General features: G+C 33.2%; 18 protein-coding genes and 1 pseudogene. 11 read left to right on the top strand and 8 right to left on the bottom strand.

Annotated elements, in window-relative coordinates; genetic code table 11:
- Positions 1–10: 10 nt before the first annotated feature.
- Positions 11–538: a hypothetical protein gene (locus BM120_RS05750; protein ID WP_091994017.1), complete on the bottom strand. Its 528-nt coding sequence runs from the start codon at positions 536–538 to the stop codon at positions 11–13.
- A gap of 109 nt (positions 539–647) precedes the next feature.
- On the opposite strand from BM120_RS05750, the gene lysA reads away from it, so the two are divergent.
- The 4 genes from lysA to thrB all read left to right on the top strand — a co-directional run bounded on the left by lysA (position 648) and on the right by thrB (position 5,410).
- Complete coding sequence (gene lysA / locus BM120_RS05755) at positions 648–1,946, top strand: diaminopimelate decarboxylase (RefSeq protein WP_091994019.1); 1,299 nt, start codon at positions 648–650, stop codon at positions 1,944–1,946.
- Between the two features lie 196 nt (positions 1,947–2,142).
- Positions 2,143–3,447, top strand: coding sequence for a homoserine dehydrogenase (locus BM120_RS05760; protein WP_091994021.1), 1,305 nt, complete (start codon positions 2,143–2,145; stop codon positions 3,445–3,447).
- Between the two features lies 1 nt (position 3,448).
- The gene (thrC, locus tag BM120_RS05765) at positions 3,449–4,498 is read left to right on the top strand and encodes a threonine synthase (protein ID WP_091994023.1); all 1,050 of its coding nucleotides are present in this window, start codon (positions 3,449–3,451) and stop codon (positions 4,496–4,498) included.
- A 9-nt stretch (positions 4,499–4,507) separates the two neighbouring features.
- Positions 4,508–5,410, top strand: coding sequence for a homoserine kinase (gene thrB / locus BM120_RS05770; protein ID WP_091994025.1), 903 nt, complete (start codon positions 4,508–4,510; stop codon positions 5,408–5,410).
- A 172-nt stretch (positions 5,411–5,582) separates the two neighbouring features.
- Here thrB and BM120_RS05775 read toward each other — a convergent pair whose 3' ends face one another.
- The 5 genes and pseudogenes from BM120_RS05775 to BM120_RS05795 form a co-directional block, all read right to left on the bottom strand.
- Entirely contained in the window at positions 5,583–7,418 is a 1,836-nt protein-coding gene (locus BM120_RS05775; protein WP_091994026.1) for a glycerophosphodiester phosphodiesterase family protein, read from the bottom strand.
- Positions 7,419–7,441: 23 nt separating this feature from the next.
- Positions 7,442–7,707: pseudogene (locus tag BM120_RS11110) on the bottom strand (DUF554 family protein).
- Positions 7,708–7,866: 159 nt separating this feature from the next.
- Positions 7,867–9,396 carry an acyl CoA:acetate/3-ketoacid CoA transferase gene (locus tag BM120_RS05785; RefSeq protein ID WP_091994028.1) on the bottom strand — a complete coding sequence of 510 codons (1,530 nt, stop codon included), beginning with the start codon at positions 9,394–9,396 and terminating at the stop codon, positions 7,867–7,869.
- A gap of 136 nt (positions 9,397–9,532) precedes the next feature.
- Entirely contained in the window at positions 9,533–10,771 is a 1,239-nt protein-coding gene (gene glyA, locus BM120_RS05790; RefSeq protein ID WP_091994030.1) for a serine hydroxymethyltransferase, read from the bottom strand.
- A 112-nt stretch (positions 10,772–10,883) separates the two neighbouring features.
- The gene (locus BM120_RS05795) at positions 10,884–11,675 is read right to left on the bottom strand and encodes a DeoR/GlpR family DNA-binding transcription regulator (RefSeq protein ID WP_091994032.1); all 792 of its coding nucleotides are present in this window, start codon (positions 11,673–11,675) and stop codon (positions 10,884–10,886) included.
- 303 nt (positions 11,676–11,978) lie between these two features.
- Here BM120_RS05795 and deoC point away from each other — a divergent pair, with 303 nt between their 5' ends.
- From deoC to BM120_RS05815, 4 genes are all read left to right on the top strand, one after another.
- A complete protein-coding gene (gene deoC, locus BM120_RS05800) occupies positions 11,979–12,647 on the top strand; it encodes a deoxyribose-phosphate aldolase (protein WP_091994034.1) in 669 nt (222 codons plus the stop codon).
- 27 nt (positions 12,648–12,674) lie between these two features.
- The gene (locus BM120_RS05805) at positions 12,675–13,865 is read left to right on the top strand and encodes a phosphopentomutase (RefSeq protein WP_091994036.1); all 1,191 of its coding nucleotides are present in this window, start codon (positions 12,675–12,677) and stop codon (positions 13,863–13,865) included.
- Between the two features lie 8 nt (positions 13,866–13,873).
- Positions 13,874–15,076, top strand: a complete 1,203-nt coding sequence (locus BM120_RS05810; RefSeq protein ID WP_091994038.1) for a NupC/NupG family nucleoside CNT transporter — start codon at positions 13,874–13,876, stop codon at positions 15,074–15,076.
- Between the two features lie 127 nt (positions 15,077–15,203).
- The gene (locus BM120_RS05815) at positions 15,204–16,505 is read left to right on the top strand and encodes a pyrimidine-nucleoside phosphorylase (RefSeq protein WP_091994039.1); all 1,302 of its coding nucleotides are present in this window, start codon (positions 15,204–15,206) and stop codon (positions 16,503–16,505) included.
- Between the two features lie 215 nt (positions 16,506–16,720).
- Here the strand turns inward: BM120_RS05815 and BM120_RS10875 are convergent, their stop codons facing one another.
- Complete coding sequence (locus tag BM120_RS10875; protein WP_177187385.1) at positions 16,721–16,858, bottom strand: hypothetical protein; 138 nt, start codon at positions 16,856–16,858, stop codon at positions 16,721–16,723.
- A gap of 360 nt (positions 16,859–17,218) precedes the next feature.
- Here BM120_RS10875 and BM120_RS05820 point away from each other — a divergent pair, with 360 nt between their 5' ends.
- Genes BM120_RS05820 through BM120_RS05830 form a run of 3 tightly spaced genes read left to right on the top strand, consistent with a single transcriptional unit; the run spans position 17,219 to position 19,210 of the window.
- Positions 17,219–17,755, top strand: a complete 537-nt coding sequence (locus tag BM120_RS05820; protein WP_091994041.1) for a hypothetical protein — start codon at positions 17,219–17,221, stop codon at positions 17,753–17,755.
- Entirely contained in the window at positions 17,742–18,794 is a 1,053-nt protein-coding gene (locus tag BM120_RS05825; RefSeq protein WP_091994042.1) for a tyrosine-type recombinase/integrase, read from the top strand. Before BM120_RS05820 ends, BM120_RS05825 begins: the two co-directional genes overlap by 14 nt.
- Positions 18,795–18,802: 8 nt before the next feature.
- The gene (locus BM120_RS05830) at positions 18,803–19,210 is read left to right on the top strand and encodes a hypothetical protein (protein WP_091994044.1); all 408 of its coding nucleotides are present in this window, start codon (positions 18,803–18,805) and stop codon (positions 19,208–19,210) included.
- Positions 19,211–19,426: 216 nt separating this feature from the next.
- Here BM120_RS05830 and rpsI read toward each other — a convergent pair whose 3' ends face one another.
- Positions 19,427–19,819: a 30S ribosomal protein S9 gene (gene rpsI, locus BM120_RS05835; protein WP_091994045.1), complete on the bottom strand. Its 393-nt coding sequence runs from the start codon at positions 19,817–19,819 to the stop codon at positions 19,427–19,429.
- Between the last annotated feature and the right edge of the window lie 24 nt (positions 19,820–19,843).

Raw genomic sequence — 19,843 nt, forward strand, 5'->3', positions numbered from 1 at the left:
CATTCATTTTTTATTCAGAAATATACAGCTCTTTCTTATAATGATAATATAAAATGAATGATATCACTAGACACATAAAAAATAAAAGTACAGAACGTAGTTTCATATTATGAAATCGATTTACCAAAATGTTTGGGATAATATATAGCATAAATACTATTTTTACTTTATCTTTGTATACACTTATTTTGTCTTTACCTATTTGTTTTTCCATCATATACTTTTTAATATAAAGCCATGTATTAATAATAAATAAGTGACCTACACTTATTAGTACCAAAAAAACTGATGGATAAATTATATTAATGGATAATGCTATTAGAATGGACAATACGGAATAATGCTTTACGAGATATGTATTATTGCTATCGATTCTATTGTTAAATAAGATTGCTGCAATGGCAATCGATAATAAAATAAATACATGTAGAGTGAAGCTATCGTAAACATGAACATTGAATCTATATAATATTGACACGATTACTGCTATTAATCCAATAATATAAATTCCTAGTATTGTTTTTTTATCCTTATTCATAAAATATCCCTCCTAAAAACATGAAAATATTCTACATACTACAACAATATCACATTAACAAAAATATTGTCAATCAACATATAAAATAAATTAATTGAAAGGATGTAAAATGAAATTAAACGGAACTGCAAAAATTGAAAAAAATGGCATTTTGTCAATTGGCGGATGCGATTCTATAGATTTGGTAAAAACTCACGGAACACCATTATTTGTCTATGATGAAGAATTAATCAGAACTCAGTGTAGACGATTCCACAATGCTCTATCAAGCACAGGCTTAAAATACCATATTTCATATGCAAGCAAGGCATTTTTGTGCAAGGAAATGGCAAGGCTGGCAAAAGATGAAAAGCTTGGACTAGATGTCGTTTCAATCGGAGAAATATATAATGCATTATCTGCAGATTTTCCTGCTGAGAATATGCATTTTCATGGAAACAATAAAACTGATCAGGAAATAATGTACGCTATTGAAAAAAATATAGGATTGTTTGTAATTGATAGCTTTTCCGAAATAGATAGGATTGAAGCAATTGCAAAAAAAAACAACAATAAAAAAATAAAAGCTCTACTAAGAATTACACCAGGTGTCGAGGCTCACACTCATGAATTTATTACGACTGGAAATACTGATTCAAAATTTGGTCTAAACATCGACAATGGTCAAGCTAAAATCGCAATCGAAAAAATATTACAAACAGAAAATATTTCTCTACAGGGTGTCCATTTCCATATCGGTTCCCAAATATTTGGAACAGAAGGAACAAGATACGCAATTGACAAGGTATTCTCCTGGCTTAATACTCTAAAATCGGAGCTAGGCTTTTCGGCGAAAGTTCTAAACATTGGAGGTGGATTTGGAATTAGGTATACAGTCGAAGATGTGTCATATCCAATTGAAGATGCTATAAATGAAATCGCTGAATCACTAAAATCATCATCAGAAAAATTCGCACTTGATATCCCTGAAATTTGGATTGAACCTGGTAGATCAATTGTCGGTGAAGCTGGATACACATTATACAAGATTGGAACTATCAAAGAAATTCCAAATGTTAGAAACTATGTTTCCATCGATGGAGGTATGAGCGATCATATAAGAACTGCCTTGTATGATGCAAAATACGAGGTCGCCATAGCAAATAAAATGTATTCCTCAGCCAACTATTTGGCAACAATAGTCGGTAAGTGCTGTGAATCTGGTGATATTATTGCAAAGGACGTATATATTCAAAAGCCTGAAATAAATGATATTGCCGTTGTAAGCTGCACAGGAGCTTACCACTACTCAATGGCATCAAACTACAACCAAATGACTAGACCAGCAGTTATATTTGTAAGAGATGGCAAAGATAAGGTTGTCATAAAAAGAGAAAGCTTGGAAGATTTGCTAAAAAATCAAATATAACAAATAATATTTAGATAATTTTGAAAATTATTATATACATTATACTTATCTGTAATTAAAATTGTAGAAAAAATAAATAATCAAATTATAGCATTTATTTATTGTAATAAGCTTTAAAAAGTGGTAAAATATCAAATAACTCAAGCTTTCCGAATTTCAGAAGGCTTGAGAATATACCAAATAAGGAGGTAGCAATTTGAAAGCATTAAAATTAGGAATATTTGGACTAGGGACAGTCGGATCCGGTACCATGGATATTTTGACAACCAACGGCGATACCATTGAGCGAGAAATTGGTTGCAAAATCCAGACAAATAAAATATGTGTGAAAGATTTAGGTAAAAAAAGAACGATTGACGTTGATACCTCCATGTTGACCACGAACCCTGACGACATTCTTAAAGATCCAGATATAGATATTGTAGTTGAAGTTATGGGTGGTATAGATGAAGCAAAAAAAATTGTTGAATCTGCACTCAATAACAAAAAACATGTAGTTTCAGCCAATAAAGATTTGGTTGCCCTCTACGGAAAAGAATTAACAGAATTAGCTAAGAAAAATAATTGTCATTTCTTTTATGAAGCCGCTGTTGCTGGTGGAATTCCAATATTAAAATCATTACAATTTGCTCTAACTGGAAATAATATCAAAAAAATAAGTGGGATAGTAAATGGTTCCACAAATTATATTCTTACAAGAATGGAAGTCGAAAAATTATCACTAGAAGAAATAATTGAAGATGCAAAGCGATTAGGATTTCTAGAAGCTGATCCAAGTGCCGATTTAGATGGTCTTGACGCAGCGAGAAAATGTGCGATTCTAGCAAGCATCGGTTTCCATAGCTTGGTCACAACAAATCAAGTTTATGTATCAGGAATTACAAATATTACATTGAAAGACATCGAATACGCATTAAAATTGGGCTATAGAATTAAGCTTCTTGCCGTTGCAGAAAATAAAGAAGATGGAATAGTAGCAAAGGTTCATCCTACAATGCTGCCACTTGACCATCCACTATCATCAGTTAAATATGAATTAAATTCAGTATACGTTAAAGGTGATATGGTTGGAGAAACGATGTTTTATGGTAGAGGTGCTGGTGCACTACCAACGGGCTCAGCTGTTGTGAACGACATAATAACAATTATAAAGAGGATATTAAATGGTACAAAGCCTGAATATGCATACAACTTATTTGAACACAAGAGCGTACTACCAATAGAATCACTAGATTTTTCTTATTATTTAAGACTGCAATTTAAGGCTGGTAAAATTGAAGGTACAAAATTATTGAAATTATTTGAAGACAATAATATTGAGATTGAGGAAATAAATAAATACAGCTTCATTGAAAACAACATAAATGAGCAAATAGATGAGTTTGTTTTAGTTACAGAGCCTTGTGTAGAGGAAAAATTCAATGAAACAATCGAAAAATTATCAAAATTGGAAAGCGAGCTAATATTGATAAGAGCTATTAGAATAGAAAGTGGGTTATAATATGGCATGGAAAGGACTTTTAAATCAATATAAAGAATATTTACCAGTAAATGAAAGCACTCCATTGGTAACTTTGTACGAGGGTAACACACCTCTTATTAAAAGTGAAAACATAGGTAGGGATTTGGGCATCGACCTATACTTTAAATATGAGGGTCTCAATCCTACAGGCTCATTCAAGGACCGTGGTATGGTAATGGCAATAGCAAAGGCACTAGAAAGTGGCTCAAATACAATTATGTGTGCAAGCACAGGCAATACCTCTGCCTCTGCAGCCGCATATGGAGCAAGATATGGATTAAATTCAATCGTACTTATTCCAGATGGATACGTTGCACTAGGAAAGCTTGCACAGGCACTTCAATACGGAACAAACGTAGTAGCAATTCAAGGAAATTTTGACGATGCTTTGAATCTGGTAAAAGAGATTACTACAACGCATCCAATAACACTTGTCAATTCTTTAAACCCATTTAGATTAGAGGGTCAGAAAACAGGAGCATTTGAGATTGTCGATGCTCTTGGAGATGCACCCGACTACTTGGCAATTCCGGTCGGAAATGCTGGAAATATAACTGCATATTGGAAAGGCTTCAAAGAGTACAAGCAAAATAGCAAATCTACAAAGCTACCAATTATGAAAGGTTATCAAGCTGAGGGAGCCTCTCCTATCGTTCAAAATAGGATATTTGCCGATCCTCAAACTGTCGCTACTGCAATTAGAATTGGAAACCCAGCATCTTGGGAAAAAGCCTTAAAGGCAAGAGATGAATCAGGAGGAACTATAAAGGCTGTTTCAGACGAAGAAATTCTTCAAGCATACAAGCTTCTATCCTCACAAGAAGGAATATTTACAGAGCCAGCCTCATCTGCTTCACTTGCAGGAATAATAAAATCAGTAGAAAACGGAGATATAAAGAAAGGATCGAAAGTGGTAGCCATCTTGACCGGAAATGGATTAAAGGACCCAGATACTTGTTTGAGTCTTGCAAGCAAGCCTAAATCCATTACTGGAGCCTTGGAAGAAGTTCTTAAATTAATAGAAAGATAGGTGACACTTATGTATAAAATCACAGTACCAGCAACAACAGCAAATTTAGGTCCAGGATATGATGTGCTTGGAATGGCATTATCCCTATACTCAGTTTTTGAGTGTGAATTATCCGACGAAATTGTAATAGAATTGGATGGCTTAGAAAAAGAGAAATTAACCATTGAAAATAACCTCGTAATAAACTGTATGAACAAGCTTTTTGAAAAAATTGGAAAATACCCAAGCGGATACCATATTAAAATCACAAATGGAGTTCCCTTAGCAAGAGGAATGGGATCCAGTGCAACAGCCATTATAGGCGGGTTGCTTTCTGCAAATGCCTTGATGGATTTTCCACTTTCCAAGGACTCTATTCTAGAATTAGCTACTGAAATAGAGGGACATCCTGACAATGTTGCTCCAGCACTTTTGGGTAATCTAATCGTTTCGACAAAAATAGATAGTGGCGAAATTGTATACAAAAGCATAGCTCCTTTTGATGACTTGATGTGTGTATTGTTTATACCAGATTATGAAATTTCAACAAGCAGTTCAAGAAGTGTTGTTCCAAAATCTTTTGAAATAAAGGATGTCGTTCATAATATGTCTAATTTGACACTGATGATTATGGGATTTATGACTGGTGATACAAATATCATATCTAAGACTATGAATGATGTAATTCATGAACCATATAGAAAATCATTGATACTCGGATTTGATGAGCTAAAAAAATCCGCATTAGATTCAGGAGCATTTGGATTTGCTTTAAGCGGAGCTGGATCAACAGTAATCGCATTTTGTGACAAAGCAGATGCCGAAAGAGTCAGCGAATCACTACAAGAAACAAGAAATATGCTAGGCATTGCAGGAAAAGTAAAAAAAATAGAGCCTTGTAGAAATGGATCTACCTGCGAAAAAATAGATTAACCACCTGATAGAAAAATAAAGTCATGAAAAGATATAAGGAAAGATATAAGAAATTTTAAATAATTTTATTATTTCTCGTATTTCTACATAACTTATAGATATATTAAAAGCAAATAACTATTGATATAAAAACATCTATAGCTATTTGCTTTTATGTTTTGTCACTCCAAATTTACTTAAAATTTAGTAAATCTAAAAATCTGGATACTATTAATTCATTTTCTGTTAACTCTGCATTTTCCTTTAGCTTATTTTTTACATCAAGTGGATTGTCAGTGATAACTCCATCAATCTCCAGCTTTGTCATATTTTCAATGGACTCCTCTGAGTTTACAGTCCAAGCAATTACCTTTTTCCCAATTTCATGTATTGAATCAACATTCTTGTCAGTAATCTCATTTTCCTCCAACATAAAATAGTCTACATTGATATTTGTATAGTCACCTATTTTTAAATAATTAATCAAGCCTGTATTAAAAGTTATGTCCTTATTTTCAATATATTCGACATTTGATTTTGTCAAAGATGTAAAAATCACCTGAGCTTTCATGCCTTTCTTATCGACAATATTCATTAGGTCATCCATCATCCTTTGATCGACATTACCTTTTAGCTCCAAGTTTATTCCTATTTTATCCTTGCATAGCTCCAATACCTCTTCAATGGTTGGAACCTTTTCATTCTTGTATTTATCTCCAAATCCTTTGCCAATTCTTATTTCCTTGATTTGGTCATATGTCAAATCCAAAACCTCTTCATTTATGAAAGTATTATTAGAGCTGGCAACTCTTGCAAAATTTTTATCGTGATTTAGTACATACGACCTATCCTTGGTTCTTTGAACATCTATTTCAATATAGTCTATTTTTTCTGATATAGATTTTTTTATCGAACTAATACTGTTTTCTGGTACTCCATCGCCAAAACCTCTATGCCCCATTATCATGATTTGACTGTTGTACCCAAGAAATTCCCTTGTAAATACCGCAAGAAAAACTGATATAGGAACAAAAACTACTAGACAAATAGCTATAAAGGTTTTTTTTCGCATAAATAATTTGTCCAAAATAGATTTCTTCTTTTTTTCTTTTATCTGTACAAATATTCGATCTTCATTCGGAACTAATTGGTAGAATATCTTCGTAAAATGTAGACATTCAAACGGAACCACTAGCATAGATATCAATAATATCACTATACTATGAAGCTGAAGCAAAAGCATCGCCAATGATTTCCCAAAAAATCCACTTGATGATTTAAAAAATAACATCAGTGCAAAAATCCAAATGAACAATACCAAGGCTATTACTACTGTATTTATAATGGTTATTCCAACAATATCAACAAAAAACTTCTTTTTATTTTTTACAACTAATTCAAAGCTCGACTTGATAGCCTTCGTTGAATTCTGTCCACAAATAATCATAAAATGGAATGTGAATACCATAAATACGCTTGATAAAAACACGATACCTATAATTATGTAGTATATTACTTTAAAAGTGATATTTGTCTGTATCACACTCATCACGAAATTTGGGATATAAAAGCCCTTCAAGAAAGAAAGCTTTAATCCAAACCCACTTAGTGGTGCAAGTATTAACAAGTATATTATTATCATGACACCACCAAAAGACATCATCCTTGGAAGCAGATTCCAGTTATACTTCAATAAATCAAAATATCCCGACTCACTTTGCTTATCTTCAATTTTCGAACTTATCGCAATATACCCACTGATTTCTAATATTATTTCAACCATAACAGTAAAAAACATCATGATAAGAAAAATAAATCCCCTGGCTGAAAACAGAAAATTTAATATGTCTCCATTACTAAGTAAATTATAACCCTTGCTTTTTATCAAAAATCCGCTTATCAACCCATATGAAGGAATTATTATCATAGATAATATAGATTTTGTCACGAGCTGATATTTTATAAATTGAGCCAAATTGGAAAAAAAGCTTCTAATAAACTCAAGATATACTCTAAATAAATGCCTCAATTAAACCCCTCCTAAATATCTTATTAAATTATTCCAAAAATAGACAATATCATAGGTACAAATACAGCTGGTGCAATATTTGCAACCCTTATATTTTTGTCCAATACCAAATTTACTGCTATATCCAAAATCGCAATACCTCCTATACTACTAACAGTGCAATGGCTGGATTACCTGAGTATCTACTGATAATTGTCACTAACAGCACAAATAGTCCTTGATAAATAAACGCGCTTATTGATGAAAAAGCAACACAAATACCTATTGTTGCTACGAATACTATGCTAATACATTTATCAAATTTACTCCCATATTCGAAATTATTTTCTCAATAATACCTTTTCCTTAATATTCAATTTTATAATGTTTTTTTAATTATACAAAGCACTTGTTTTATACCTAATTTTATACTTTAGCCAATATTCTATTATCTAATTTATTTTCTTATTTATTTATCAAAAATCCTTTTATCCATCAACTTCAGATTTTCTGATACTCTTGTTCTGAAATCCATTACACCGAATATCTCACTTTCTATATCAATTCCTGGAGCGACCTCAATTAAGATTAATCCTTCTTCATCATATTTGAACACACATCTCTCAGTAACCAAAATAATATTTTGTCCATTGATCCTACTCTGATGTGCACTAAATGTTATTTCATCAATACTATTTTTAAATTTTTTAGTCTTGCCTTCACTCAATATTACAAGCTTTCCATTTTCAAATTTCGTCTTCAATCCATTGGAGGTCATCGTTCCACAAAATACAATATTCTTTGTCGATTGTGTTATATCAATAAATCCTCCACAGCCACCAATTCTATCTCCAAACCTACTCACATTAATATTTCCATTGAAATCAATTTGTGCGAATCCCAAAAAAGATTTATCCAAGCCACCACTATTATAAAAATCAAACTGAGATGCCATAGGTAAAGCTGCCCATGCATTTACAGCGGAACCAAAATTTGATCCTCCCAAAGGTATTCCTCCGATAAGCCCGCTTTCAACTGTCAAAACTATATCGGAAATTCCTGCTTCTACTGCTGCAGAAGATACAGCCTCCGGTATTCCAATTCCCAAATTGACAACAGATCCACTTTTCAATTCCTCTATAGCTCTCCTCGCAATTATTTTTCTCTCATCAAAAATCATACCTGATATTGAAAATTCATTGGAGTTATATTTTCCTGCAATAACTGGACTATAAAAAGTTCCTGGTGTCTGTCTATGATATATCTCTGGCTCCTCAGATATGACGACAGCATCCACAAACACACCTGGAATTACAACATCTTTTCTATTGATCGATTCAGAGGACACAATGTTTTTTACCTGAACAATAACCTTTCCTCCACTAGCCTTAACCGCCATTGCAATATCCAATGAATCTATTATTGAAGACTCGTCTTCCATGGTAATATTTCCATGCTCATCTGCGGTCGTACCTCTTATTATGCCTATATCATACTTAGGAACCTTATACTTTAGATATTCAACATCGTCAATATATATCAGCTCCACCAAATCTTCCTTTGCAGCTTCGTTTACCTTTCCACCCTTAAGTCTCGGATCGCAATATGTATTCAAGCCTATCCTTGTTATTTCAAAAGGCTTTTTCCCCGCCGCTTGTCTATACAGATGGGATATTACGCCCTGAGGAAAATTATATGCCTCAACCTCATTGTTCAGTGCCATTTTTATCATTGGCTGATTATTTGCAAAGTGTGCTGTAACATATCTCCTTATCAAACCCGGATAGCTCATTTCACATACCCCTTGATCTCTGTTATTTCCTATTCCAGCACCTTGATAAATAGTTAAACCTCTGGGACTTCCAGTATTTTTAAACCTTTTACCAATGCCCACCATTATTTCTCTAGCTGCAGTCGCCAACATAAAACCAGACAGTGCAACTGTATCACCGTCTTTTATAAGATTAATAGCCTCGTCCAACTTCATGCTCTTATTCATACTTCCCCCAAAAATAATAGAGTGAGAAATTAAATTCTCCCACTCTATTTTATCATACTTTTAACTAAAAAAAATTAATATTTATTATTCTAATATCAACTATTTTAAATTTGAAAAACAAATAATATAATTGCTTCTATTTTTCAAATTTTGGCAATGGATATTTCTCAGTTAATTCCACAACAATTTTCTGCGCAGCTTCTATATCTCTATGAGTTATTACTAAATCGATAGCCTCAGCAATTTTTATCATATCATTTCCATTCATACCTCTTGATGTGACAGCAGGTGTACCAATTCTAATTCCACTAGTTTCTACAAAGCTTGCTTTATCAAATGGTATAGAGTTTTTATTCACAGTTATATACGCCTCGTCCAAAAGAGTTTCAGCCTCTTTTCCAGTCATTTTCTTTGAAACTAGATTCAGCAGTATCAAATGATTATCTGTTCCTCCTGAAACCAAGTCAAAGCCTCTCTTTTTCAACTCATCAGCTAGGATGGAAGCATTTTCAACGATATTTTTCTGATATTCTATGAAATCATTCTGTAGAGCTTCCTTGAAACACACTGCCTTTGCCGCAATGATGTGTTCCAGAGGACCACCTTGAATTCCAGGAAAAATTGCCTTATCAATTTTTTTTGCATATTTTTCCTTACAAAGGATTATTCCACCTCTTGGTCCTCTCAAGGTTTTATGAGTAGTACTAGTCACAAAATCGGCAAATTCGACTGGATTATTATGTAATCCAGCAGCAACCAAGCCTGCAATATGAGCCATATCCACCATAAAATATGCATTCACTTCCCTTGCAATATCAGAAATTTTCTTGAAATCAATCTCCCTTGGATAAGCACTAGCTCCAGCTACTATCAGCCTTGGTTTTTCTATAAGAGCTATTTCTCTCAATCTGTCATAGTCTATCATTTCAGTGTCTGGATTTACTCCATAAGCTATAAAATTGTAGTTGACACCAGACATATTTACTGGAGAACCATGTGTCAAATGACCACCCTGAGACAAATCCATGCCCAAAACCTTATCTCCATAATCCAATACAGCAAAATACACTGCTTGATTTGCTTGTGATCCAGAATGAGGTTGAACATTGGCATGCTCAGCACCAAAAATTCTTTTCAATCTTTCTATTGCAAGATTTTCTAACTCATCGACATATTGACAACCACCATAATATCTTTTAGAAGGATACCCTTCTGCATACTTATTTGTGAAATAGCTTCCCATAGTTTCCATAACAGCATTGGATACAATATTTTCAGAAGCTATCAATTCAATATTTCTCTGTTGCCTATCATATTCTTTGACTAAAGTTTCATAAACTTCTTGATCTGTTTTCCTTAGATACTCAAATTTCATAATACATGACCTCCTTCATAAACTACTATTTCACGATATGAATCTACCATGCAGTCTTTTTTATAATCTTTTTATTATTATACCAAAAAAATCGCTATTATAACATATTCTATTACTCTGCTATAATTAAATTTATCCCCATTTTATTTATAATTTCCATCCACTCATCACTGATTCCTCTGTCGGTGATAATATTATCTATGTAATCAAGCTCACATATAAAAGCAGATGCCACATTCCCAAGCTTGGAGGAATCCACCAGCAAAAAAACTTCTAGTGAATTACTAATCACCTCTTTTTTCAGCAATATTTCATAGGAGTATGCACATGTTATGCCTAGCTTTTCGTGAACTCCCGCAGCCGACAAAAACAATTTATTAGTCCTCGTATTCTTTACAAGCTCCATGTCTATTGATGGCTCAAACATTCCTGTATCTCTATGGAATTTCCCTCCAGATACAATTATTTCTGCATTTGGCTTTCCAAGAAGGTGAATAAGGTTATTTGCACTAAACACCAACGCCGTAAAGCTCAACTCGTTATCTATGTTTTGGGTTAATTTTTCAGTTGTAGTTCCCGTATCAATCACAATAACATCATTTTCACACACAAATTCAGCTGCTTTTTTTCCAATACAGTTCTTTTGATATTCCATTTTATGAGAGTTTATACTTATACTATATGAAAGCTCGTCAGATTTATTTACTGGATTGTCTTCTCTGGGATTAAAAACAGCTGCACCATAAAAATTATCTATTATATTTTTCTCTTCAAGAGTTTTTAAATCTCTTCTAATTGTCATTTCAGATACATTTAGTTCATTAGCCAAATCTTTTACTGATGAACCATTTGAACTTTTCAAAATAGATATTATATTATTAATTCTATCTTCTTTTTTAGACAAAATGCCACCCCCGCTCCTGTGTATAAAATCAATTTTAGATAATTATATCATAATATCAAAAAAAAATCTAAATATAAAGGTATTTTTTGTTACTTTTTAAAAAAATCTATAAAAACATTCTATTTTATGATTTAATTATAACATTTTTAATGTTTTTTGAGAAAATACAATCTATTTTTGATTGATAATTAACAAAATTATTGACAAAAAATATTTTCAAGTGTATTATTATAGTCATAGAGCTAAAATGTTCGAGAAAGAACATAAAAAAACAAAAATCTAACTTATTTGAAAGGAGTAATAATGGAAAAAGAATTTATACTAAGTCATATTGACCACACGCTTCTAAAGGCATATTCAACATGGGAAGACATCGTAAAATTGTGTGATGAAGCTGTCAAATTCAAAACTGCATCGGTTTGTATTCCACAAACATACATCAAAAGAGTGCATGAACGCTATAATACAAAGATAAACATTTGTACGGTAGTTGGTTTTCCTTTGGGATATAACTCTACCGAATCAAAGCTGTTAGAAGTAAAAAATGCATTAGAGGATGGTGCAAATGAAATAGATATGGTGCTCAACATCTCAGATGTAAAAAATGGAGATTACAAAAAAGTAGAATCTGAAATATGCGAATTGAAAAAAGCTTGTGGAAACAAAATTTTGAAAGTAATTGTAGAAACCTGTTATCTTACTGAAAAAGAAAAAATAGAAATGTGTAAGGCTGTGACAAATGCAAAAGCTGACTATATTAAAACTTCTACAGGATTCGGTACTGGTGGTGCAACAATGGAAGACATTTTATTGTTCAAAAAACACATCGGATCAGAGGTGAAAATCAAGGCTGCAGGTGGTGTAAAAAGTATCGACGACCTAGAAGCATTTATTGATGCCGGATGCTCAAGAATAGGCACTAGCTCGGCAGTCAGCATGCTAAAAGGAGAAAAAAACGATTTAGGATATTAAAAACTTACAATTATTAAAGGATGAATTATGAAAAGAAATAAAGTAAAAAGAGTTTTTCTGATTGTATTAGATAGCTTTGGAATTGGAGAAATGCCTGATGCAGAAAAATATGGAGATAAAGGTAGTAATACACTTTCAGCAATATCTAAATCTGAAAAATATAACACTCCTTGGTTGCAGAAAATGGGACTTTTTAATATCGAAGGTGTACAAGAGCTCAATATGGCAACAAAGGATCCAATAGGTAGCTTTGCAAGATTAGCAGAAGCTTCTAATGGAAAAGATACAACAATCGGTCATTGGGAAATATCCGGGATAATTTCGAAAAAGTCACTACCAACCTTTCCAGATGGCTTTCCAAATTATTTTTTAGAGGAATTTTCTAAAAGAGTTGGAAGAGGTTGTCTTTGCAACAAACCATATTCTGGAACTGATGTTATCAGAGATTTTGGTGAGCAACACATTAACTCTGGTGACTTGATAGTCTACACTTCAGCAGATTCAGTTTTTCAGATTGCGGCTCATGAGGAAATTATTCCTCTAAATGAATTGTATAGCTACTGTGAAACTGCTAGAGAAATGCTAAAAGGCGATAAACTTGGTGTTGGAAGAGTAATTGCCAGACCTTTTGTTGGCTATGCTGGTAATTTTACTAGAACATCAAACAGACATGACTACTCTCTACTACCTCCATCAAAGACAATCATGGACGAACTAATAGAAAATGGATATCAGACAATTGGAGTTGGAAAGATTTTTGATATTTTTGCCGGTAAGGGAATACAAAAAACATACAAAATGAAAGATAATTCTGATGGCATGAATATAACTTTGAGCTTGATGGACGAAGATTTTGAAGGTCTATGCTTTGTCAATCTTGTTGATTTCGATATGAAATATGGTCACAGAAACGATGTGGATGGATACGCAAATGCTGCAACTGAGTTCGATATTCAGCTTGAAAAAATGATAAAAAAAATGAATAAGGATGATGTTCTGATTGTTACAGCTGATCATGGCTGTGATCCATCAACACCTAGTACAGATCATTCAAGAGAGTACGTACCAATGATGATTTATGGAGACATCATCAAACCAGGAGTAAATCTTGGAACTAGAGATAGTTTTTCCGACATCGCAAAAACAATCTCAGAAATTTTGTCTACAAAAGGTGATTTTTGTGGAAATAGTTTTCTAAATAAAATAGTCAAAAACTAGGAGGACATATGAAAATTTTATTAAACATTTTAGGAATTATTGTTATCTTGGCATTAATGTTTGCCATATCGTACAATAGAAAAGCCATCGACAAAAAGCAAATAATAAAGGCTTTGATTGTACAATTTATTATCGCAGCACTTATCGTAAAGCTTCCAGCCGGTAGAGGTGTCATTTCGAGCGTAAGTGACGCAGTTGCAAAGGTATTAGGTTACGGTAGCGAGGGAATACAGTTTGTTTTCGGATCTCTTGGTCTGTCTAGCGCACCAACAGGATTTATTTTCGCATTCCAGACCTTGGGTAATATAGTGTTTATCTCTGCGTTAGTAGGAATGTTGTATTATTTAGGAATTTTAGGATTTATAGTTTCAAAAATAGGCTGGGTTCTTGGAAAAGCATTTAAAACTTCTGAGGTAGAAAGCTTCGTTGCAGTTGCAAATATGTTCTTAGGTCAAACTGACTCTCCGATATTAGTAAGCAAATATCTTAATTTAATGACTGATAGTGAAATAATGTTAGTTTTAGTTTCTGGTATGGGAAGTATGTCAGTTAGTATCATAGCTGGATACGTTGCATTAGGTATACCAATGGAATCATTACTTATTGCATCTACTCTAGTACCCGTAGGCTCAATAATCATTTCAAAGATTGTATGTCCTCAGTCAGATAAAGTCAACGAAATTGATGAAGTCAAAATGGACAGAAAAGGTAATAATGAAAATGTAATCGATGCACTTTCTGCAGGCGCAATGGATGGTATGCAGATGGCAATGGCAATTGGTGCTGCACTTATCGCCATAATTTCAATAGTTGCACTTATCAACGGTATTTTGGGTAACTTTGGTCTATCACTTGAAGGAATTTTATCATATATATTCGCACCAATCGGTTATATGATGGGACTTGATGGTGGAAATATATTAAAAGCAGGTGAACTATTAGGCTCAAAGCTTGTTTTAAATGAATTCGTAGCATATGGAAAGCTTGCTCCAATCTTAGCTGGAATGGATCAGAGAACAGCTCTTATGCTTTGTATCTCATTAGCTGGATTCGCTAATGTAGGAAGTATAGGTATGTGTGTTTCTGGTATTTCTATACTTTGTCCAGAAAAAAAATCTACTCTTGCCAAACTTGGAGTCAGAGGAATGATAGGCGGATTCTCAGTTAGTTTATTATCAGCACTAATAGTTGGATTATTAATGCTGATATAACCATTTCAGAATCCTAACTATTCTACATAGATTCGATTATATCGAAAATAAATAAAAAAACATAGCTACTATCTATATATGTTAAAACATTAATATGTAAATTTAAATTTTTAGAAAGAGGCAAATTATGAGATTTTTAGAGATTATTGAGAAGAAAAAAAATAAACTGGCTTTGACTGATGAAGAAATTCAATTTTGGATTGATGGTGTAACAAACGACACAATACCTGACTATCAGACTAGCTCACTATTAATGGCAATAGTATTGAATGGAATGGATGAAAAAGAAACAGCAAAGCTTGCTGAAGCAATGATGAATAGCGGAGATGTCCTTGATTTATCAGATATCCCAGGTATTAAATCTGACAAGCATTCCACTGGTGGCGTTGGCGATAAAACCTCCTTGGCACTTGGAGCTATGGTTGCAGCTTGCGGCTTAAAGGTTGCAAAAATGTCAGGAAGAGGACTTGGACATACTGGTGGTACATTGGATAAGCTAGAATCTATAGAAGGCTTCAATATATTCCTTACTGAGGATCAATTCAAGAAACAGGTTAGCGAAATCGGACTTTCAATAATTGGTCAAACTGGTGAATTAGTGCCTGCTGACAAAAAGTTATATGCACTTAGAGACGTAACAGCAACAGTAAACTCTATTCCACTGATAGCATCCTCCATCATGTCCAAAAAGCTTGCATCTGGCTCAAACACTATTTTGCTAGATGTGAAATATGGTGAAGGTGCTTTCATGCAGACAATCGAAGATGCAAAAACTCTTGCTAATGCCATGATTTCCATAGGAAATAGACTAGGAAGAAACACAATGGCGATGATTACAGATATGAATCAGCCATTAGGAAATACAATCGGAAATGCACTAGAAGTTGAAGAAGCAATCGAAACAGTAAAGGGAAATGGTCCAAAAGACTTTACAGAGCTTTGTATGTGCGCTGGCGAAATAATGCTTATGCAGGGAAAAATAGCAAATTCTAAAGAAGAAGCAAGAAAAATGCTTCAAGAGGCAATCTCTTCTGGAAAAGCATTTGAAAAACTGCTTCAGATGGTTGAATACCAAGGCGGAAATATAGAGCAGATCAAAAACACAAAGCTTCTTCCACAGGCAAAATTTGTAACTGAAATGAAATCTAGAAAAGCTGGATATGTTGAGCATATTCACTCTCAGCAACTGGGAATACTTGCAATGTATCTTGGTGCTGGTAGAGCAACAAAGGAAGACTCAATAAACTACGCAGTCGGCTTGAGAATGAATTCTAAAAAGGGTGACAAAATAAAAACTGGAGACCTACTTTGCACTGTTTACCATGACGAAGAATTAAAGCAGGAATGGATAGAAAGCTTCTATAAAACATTCTCATTTACAGATAATAAGGTGGATCCTATACCAATAGTTGAAGAAATCTTGGGATAATATATAAAATTAAAAGGCTCATATACTCTATTAATAATAAGAGTATACGGGTTTTTGTATATGAAAAAACCTCAGCATACATTGATATACTGGAGTTAGGATAGTTATAATGCTATTCATTTCAGTTGCTAAGAATAGCATTTCGAGGATATTCTTTTTTCACAAAAAATTAGAGGGGCTATTGCCCCTCAATTTTAATAATTTTATTTTAGACTTTATTTTTTTATTTTATTCTTTATTTCATCCACAGCGTAAGTTCCTGATGCCACTAACATAATAGCATATAGTCCCCTTCTCAGAATATCGCCTTTTATTCCTGGATCACTTAATGCTAAAGAAAAAACGCAAAACATAACATAAAATAATGTATAGTTTGCAACAGTTGGTTATTAATTGAATCTGTTTTTAAAAAAATGATATCGATTAAAACACACCTGAAAATTTGCTGCTCTACAATTTAGGTAGTTCAAAGACATTTGTAAATACTACTTGGATATGGAATACAGTACCCTTTCTTATTTATATGTAGCTGTATTTTTGCACTTTACATCACATATTCATATGTAAACAAAACATCATTTACACCCAAAACACTATTAAAGGCAAATAGCCTTGAGAATATTTTTCAAATAAAATCTAAAGGCAGGATTTAATAGTATTCTGCCTATTTTTACACCTATTCAAAAATAATTCATTTCAAGTGGGAGGAATTAATGATAGATAAAATTAGTAAATATATAGAGGAAAACAATATTATCATTGATGAATGTGAATTTTTAAAAAAATATGACAAGGCAGCATTATACTGTTGCATTGAAAATAAAAATATAATACTTCTACACCCTGATTTTGAAAAGAGAAGTAAAAATGAACAAATTGAAATACTAGCCGAAGAGTGCGGACATTATGCCACATCATCTGGAGATACATTTATTGTTCCTGACACATCATTAAAAAAACTTAACATAGATAAAAGTGAGCATAAAGCATTTCTGTGGGGATGTAAGTATTTCATTAATGAAGAAGATTTGATAAAGTATCTTCGCATTTCTACAAGTGTTGAAGAGTTGACAGATTATCTTGGTGCAACGGATAAAATGCTGTATGAATATTTATACTCGCTAAAAAACAAAATGCAATTCTTGGATTTACAAGATGACACTGTTCTTGATTTATACAAATTGCCAAATATTGTGATTATTGATAAAGAAGAGTTATATGGAGGTGTTGACATATATGAAGAACCCTAATGGATATGGTAGCATATACAAGTTGTCAGGCAATCGCAGAAAACCATGGGCAGTACGTAAAACTGTAGGTTGGGATTTTGATAGAGATACAAGTAAGACCAAGCCTATCTATGAATTTGTGGGATATTATGCTACTAGAAGTGAAGCCATGCAAGCCCTAGCCAACTACAACGAGAGTCCATACGATATTGGCATAAGATTGCTTACATTCGAGGGAGTTTATAACAAATGGTCTGATATACACTTTGAAAATATATCCCAGTCGAATATTAATGGCTACAAAGCAGCCTTTAAATTATGTGAATCTATCAAGAATATGCCCTTTGCCGAAATACGTCTTGATCACTTGCAAAAAGTAGTCGACACTTCGGGAAAAAATACTCCCACGCTCAAAAAATTAAAAATTATGTTTGGCATGATGTATGACTATGCCGTAATTCATGACATAGTTCCTACTGAAAAAAGAGAAAAAGTCAGGTACTTGGACATATCCAAGCCAGGTAATCCAAATGCCTATAAAAGATCTAGATTCAATGATACCGAAATCAAAAAGGTCTGGAAATCCAAAGACAATGACATCTACTATACAGTAGTTCTTATGCTGCTTTATACAGGAGCGAGAGTAAGTGAGTTACTAGAAGCTAAAAAGACAAATGTAAACCTAAAAGAAAAATGGTACTATATTCCTAAATCTAAAACCAAAGCAGGTATTAGGTATGTACCAATTCCAGACAAGGCACTTCCATTTTTTCAGTATTGGATGACTAGGGACTCCGAATATTTAATATGCACACATGATGGTAAAAAAATGACTTACGATAAATTTTATCACACTCATTGGAAAAGAATAATGTCAGCCTTGGGAATTAAGCACACTCCACATTGCACTAGATATACAACTATATCCAAGCTTACTGAGGCTGGTGTAGATGACAGAATTATCAAACAGATTGTAGGACATCAAGGAAAGGATGTCACTGAAATTGTATATACAGATATAGATATGAATGTAAAATTAGAAGCAATCAATAGAATCTAGGAGGAGATATGAATAGGAGTAAATATGTAGATAAACACAGAAAAAATAACTATGACAGACTTGAAATACTTCTTCCAAAAGGGCAAAAAGAAATTTTAACATTTGTATGTCGCAATCTTGACATCTCAGTCAACGAATACATCAGAACACTTATAACAAATGATCTAGATGATAATAAATCAATTCTATTCTCTAAATCAGATATGAATAATGAATTAGATACTGCTCTCCTAGATAAGTGGCAAATTCCTAAAAAATATCGTCATATGATTGAGTATGCAGTTTACTCAAAGGAAGATGGATATTTTCTTAGATTGAAAGACGGATATATTAACGACATATCAAATACAAAAATAATACATGTGTATAGACTAGATAAACTTAGAATGGCCATTAATAAAAGTCATAAGATATAAATTTATGTAGTTAGCATAAAAAAATAGTCAACCGGATGATACTTTTTCAGACATAAAATTTTGTTACTAACGTGTTACTAGTGTGTTACTAACGGAAATAAAAGCAGGCGATTTTATACGAACGTATTCAAAGATTGCAAATACCTACAACCATTGAAAAACCCCGAATACATTGCTGTATCGGGGTTTGATAATTGTCTTAAAATTGGGTATTCCCTATCTCTTAGAGAACTGTGGAGCTCTTCTGGCAGCCTTAAGACCATATTTCTTTCTTTCCTTCATTCTTGAATCTCTTGTCAAGAATCCTTCTGCCTTTAAAGTTCCTCTTAATTCTTCATCTGCTTTTAACAAAGCTCTTGAAATTCCGTGTCTAATTGCACCAGCCTGTCCAGTGAATCCGCCACCTTCAACCTTTACGATCGCATCATACTTGTTTTCATTTCCAGTCAAAACAAGTGGTTGCTTTACGTCTCTTATCAAAGTTTCATAGTTGAAGTATTCTTCAAGATCTCTACCATTTACTTTTATGTTACCTTCTCCAGCTACAAGTCTAACTCTAGCTACAGAATGCTTTCTTCTTCCTGTTCCGTAATATTGTACATTAGCCATTAATTAATTCCTCCTCTCAATATC

Source organism: Peptostreptococcus sp. D1, assembly GCF_900112955.1.
Taxonomy (GTDB): Bacteria; Bacillota; Clostridia; order Peptostreptococcales; family Peptostreptococcaceae; genus Peptostreptococcus.

Bases quoted from the DNA above. Each gene is read 5' to 3' on its own strand.
- BM120_RS05750 (WP_091994017.1), bottom strand. From the start codon at position 538: ATGAATAAGGATAAAAAAACAATACTAGGAATTTATATTATTGGATTA.
- lysA (WP_091994019.1), top strand. From the start codon at position 648: ATGAAATTAAACGGAACTGCAAAAATTGAAAAAAATGGCATTTTGTCA.
- thrC (WP_091994023.1), top strand. From the start codon at position 3,449: ATGGCATGGAAAGGACTTTTAAATCAATATAAAGAATATTTACCAGTA.
- thrB (WP_091994025.1), top strand. From the start codon at position 4,508: ATGTATAAAATCACAGTACCAGCAACAACAGCAAATTTAGGTCCAGGA.
- BM120_RS05785 (WP_091994028.1), bottom strand. From the start codon at position 9,396: ATGAATAAGAGCATGAAGTTGGACGAGGCTATTAATCTTATAAAAGAC.
- glyA (WP_091994030.1), bottom strand. From the start codon at position 10,771: ATGAAATTTGAGTATCTAAGGAAAACAGATCAAGAAGTTTATGAAACT.
- deoC (WP_091994034.1), top strand. From the start codon at position 11,979: ATGGAAAAAGAATTTATACTAAGTCATATTGACCACACGCTTCTAAAG.
- BM120_RS05805 (WP_091994036.1), top strand. From the start codon at position 12,675: ATGAAAAGAAATAAAGTAAAAAGAGTTTTTCTGATTGTATTAGATAGC.
- BM120_RS05810 (WP_091994038.1), top strand. From the start codon at position 13,874: ATGAAAATTTTATTAAACATTTTAGGAATTATTGTTATCTTGGCATTA.
- BM120_RS05815 (WP_091994039.1), top strand. From the start codon at position 15,204: ATGAGATTTTTAGAGATTATTGAGAAGAAAAAAAATAAACTGGCTTTG.
- BM120_RS10875 (WP_177187385.1), bottom strand. From the start codon at position 16,858: ATGTTTTGCGTTTTTTCTTTAGCATTAAGTGATCCAGGAATAAAAGGC.
- BM120_RS05820 (WP_091994041.1), top strand. From the start codon at position 17,219: ATGATAGATAAAATTAGTAAATATATAGAGGAAAACAATATTATCATT.
- BM120_RS05825 (WP_091994042.1), top strand. From the start codon at position 17,742: ATGAAGAACCCTAATGGATATGGTAGCATATACAAGTTGTCAGGCAAT.
- BM120_RS05830 (WP_091994044.1), top strand. From the start codon at position 18,803: ATGAATAGGAGTAAATATGTAGATAAACACAGAAAAAATAACTATGAC.
- rpsI (WP_091994045.1), bottom strand. From the start codon at position 19,819: ATGGCTAATGTACAATATTACGGAACAGGAAGAAGAAAGCATTCTGTA.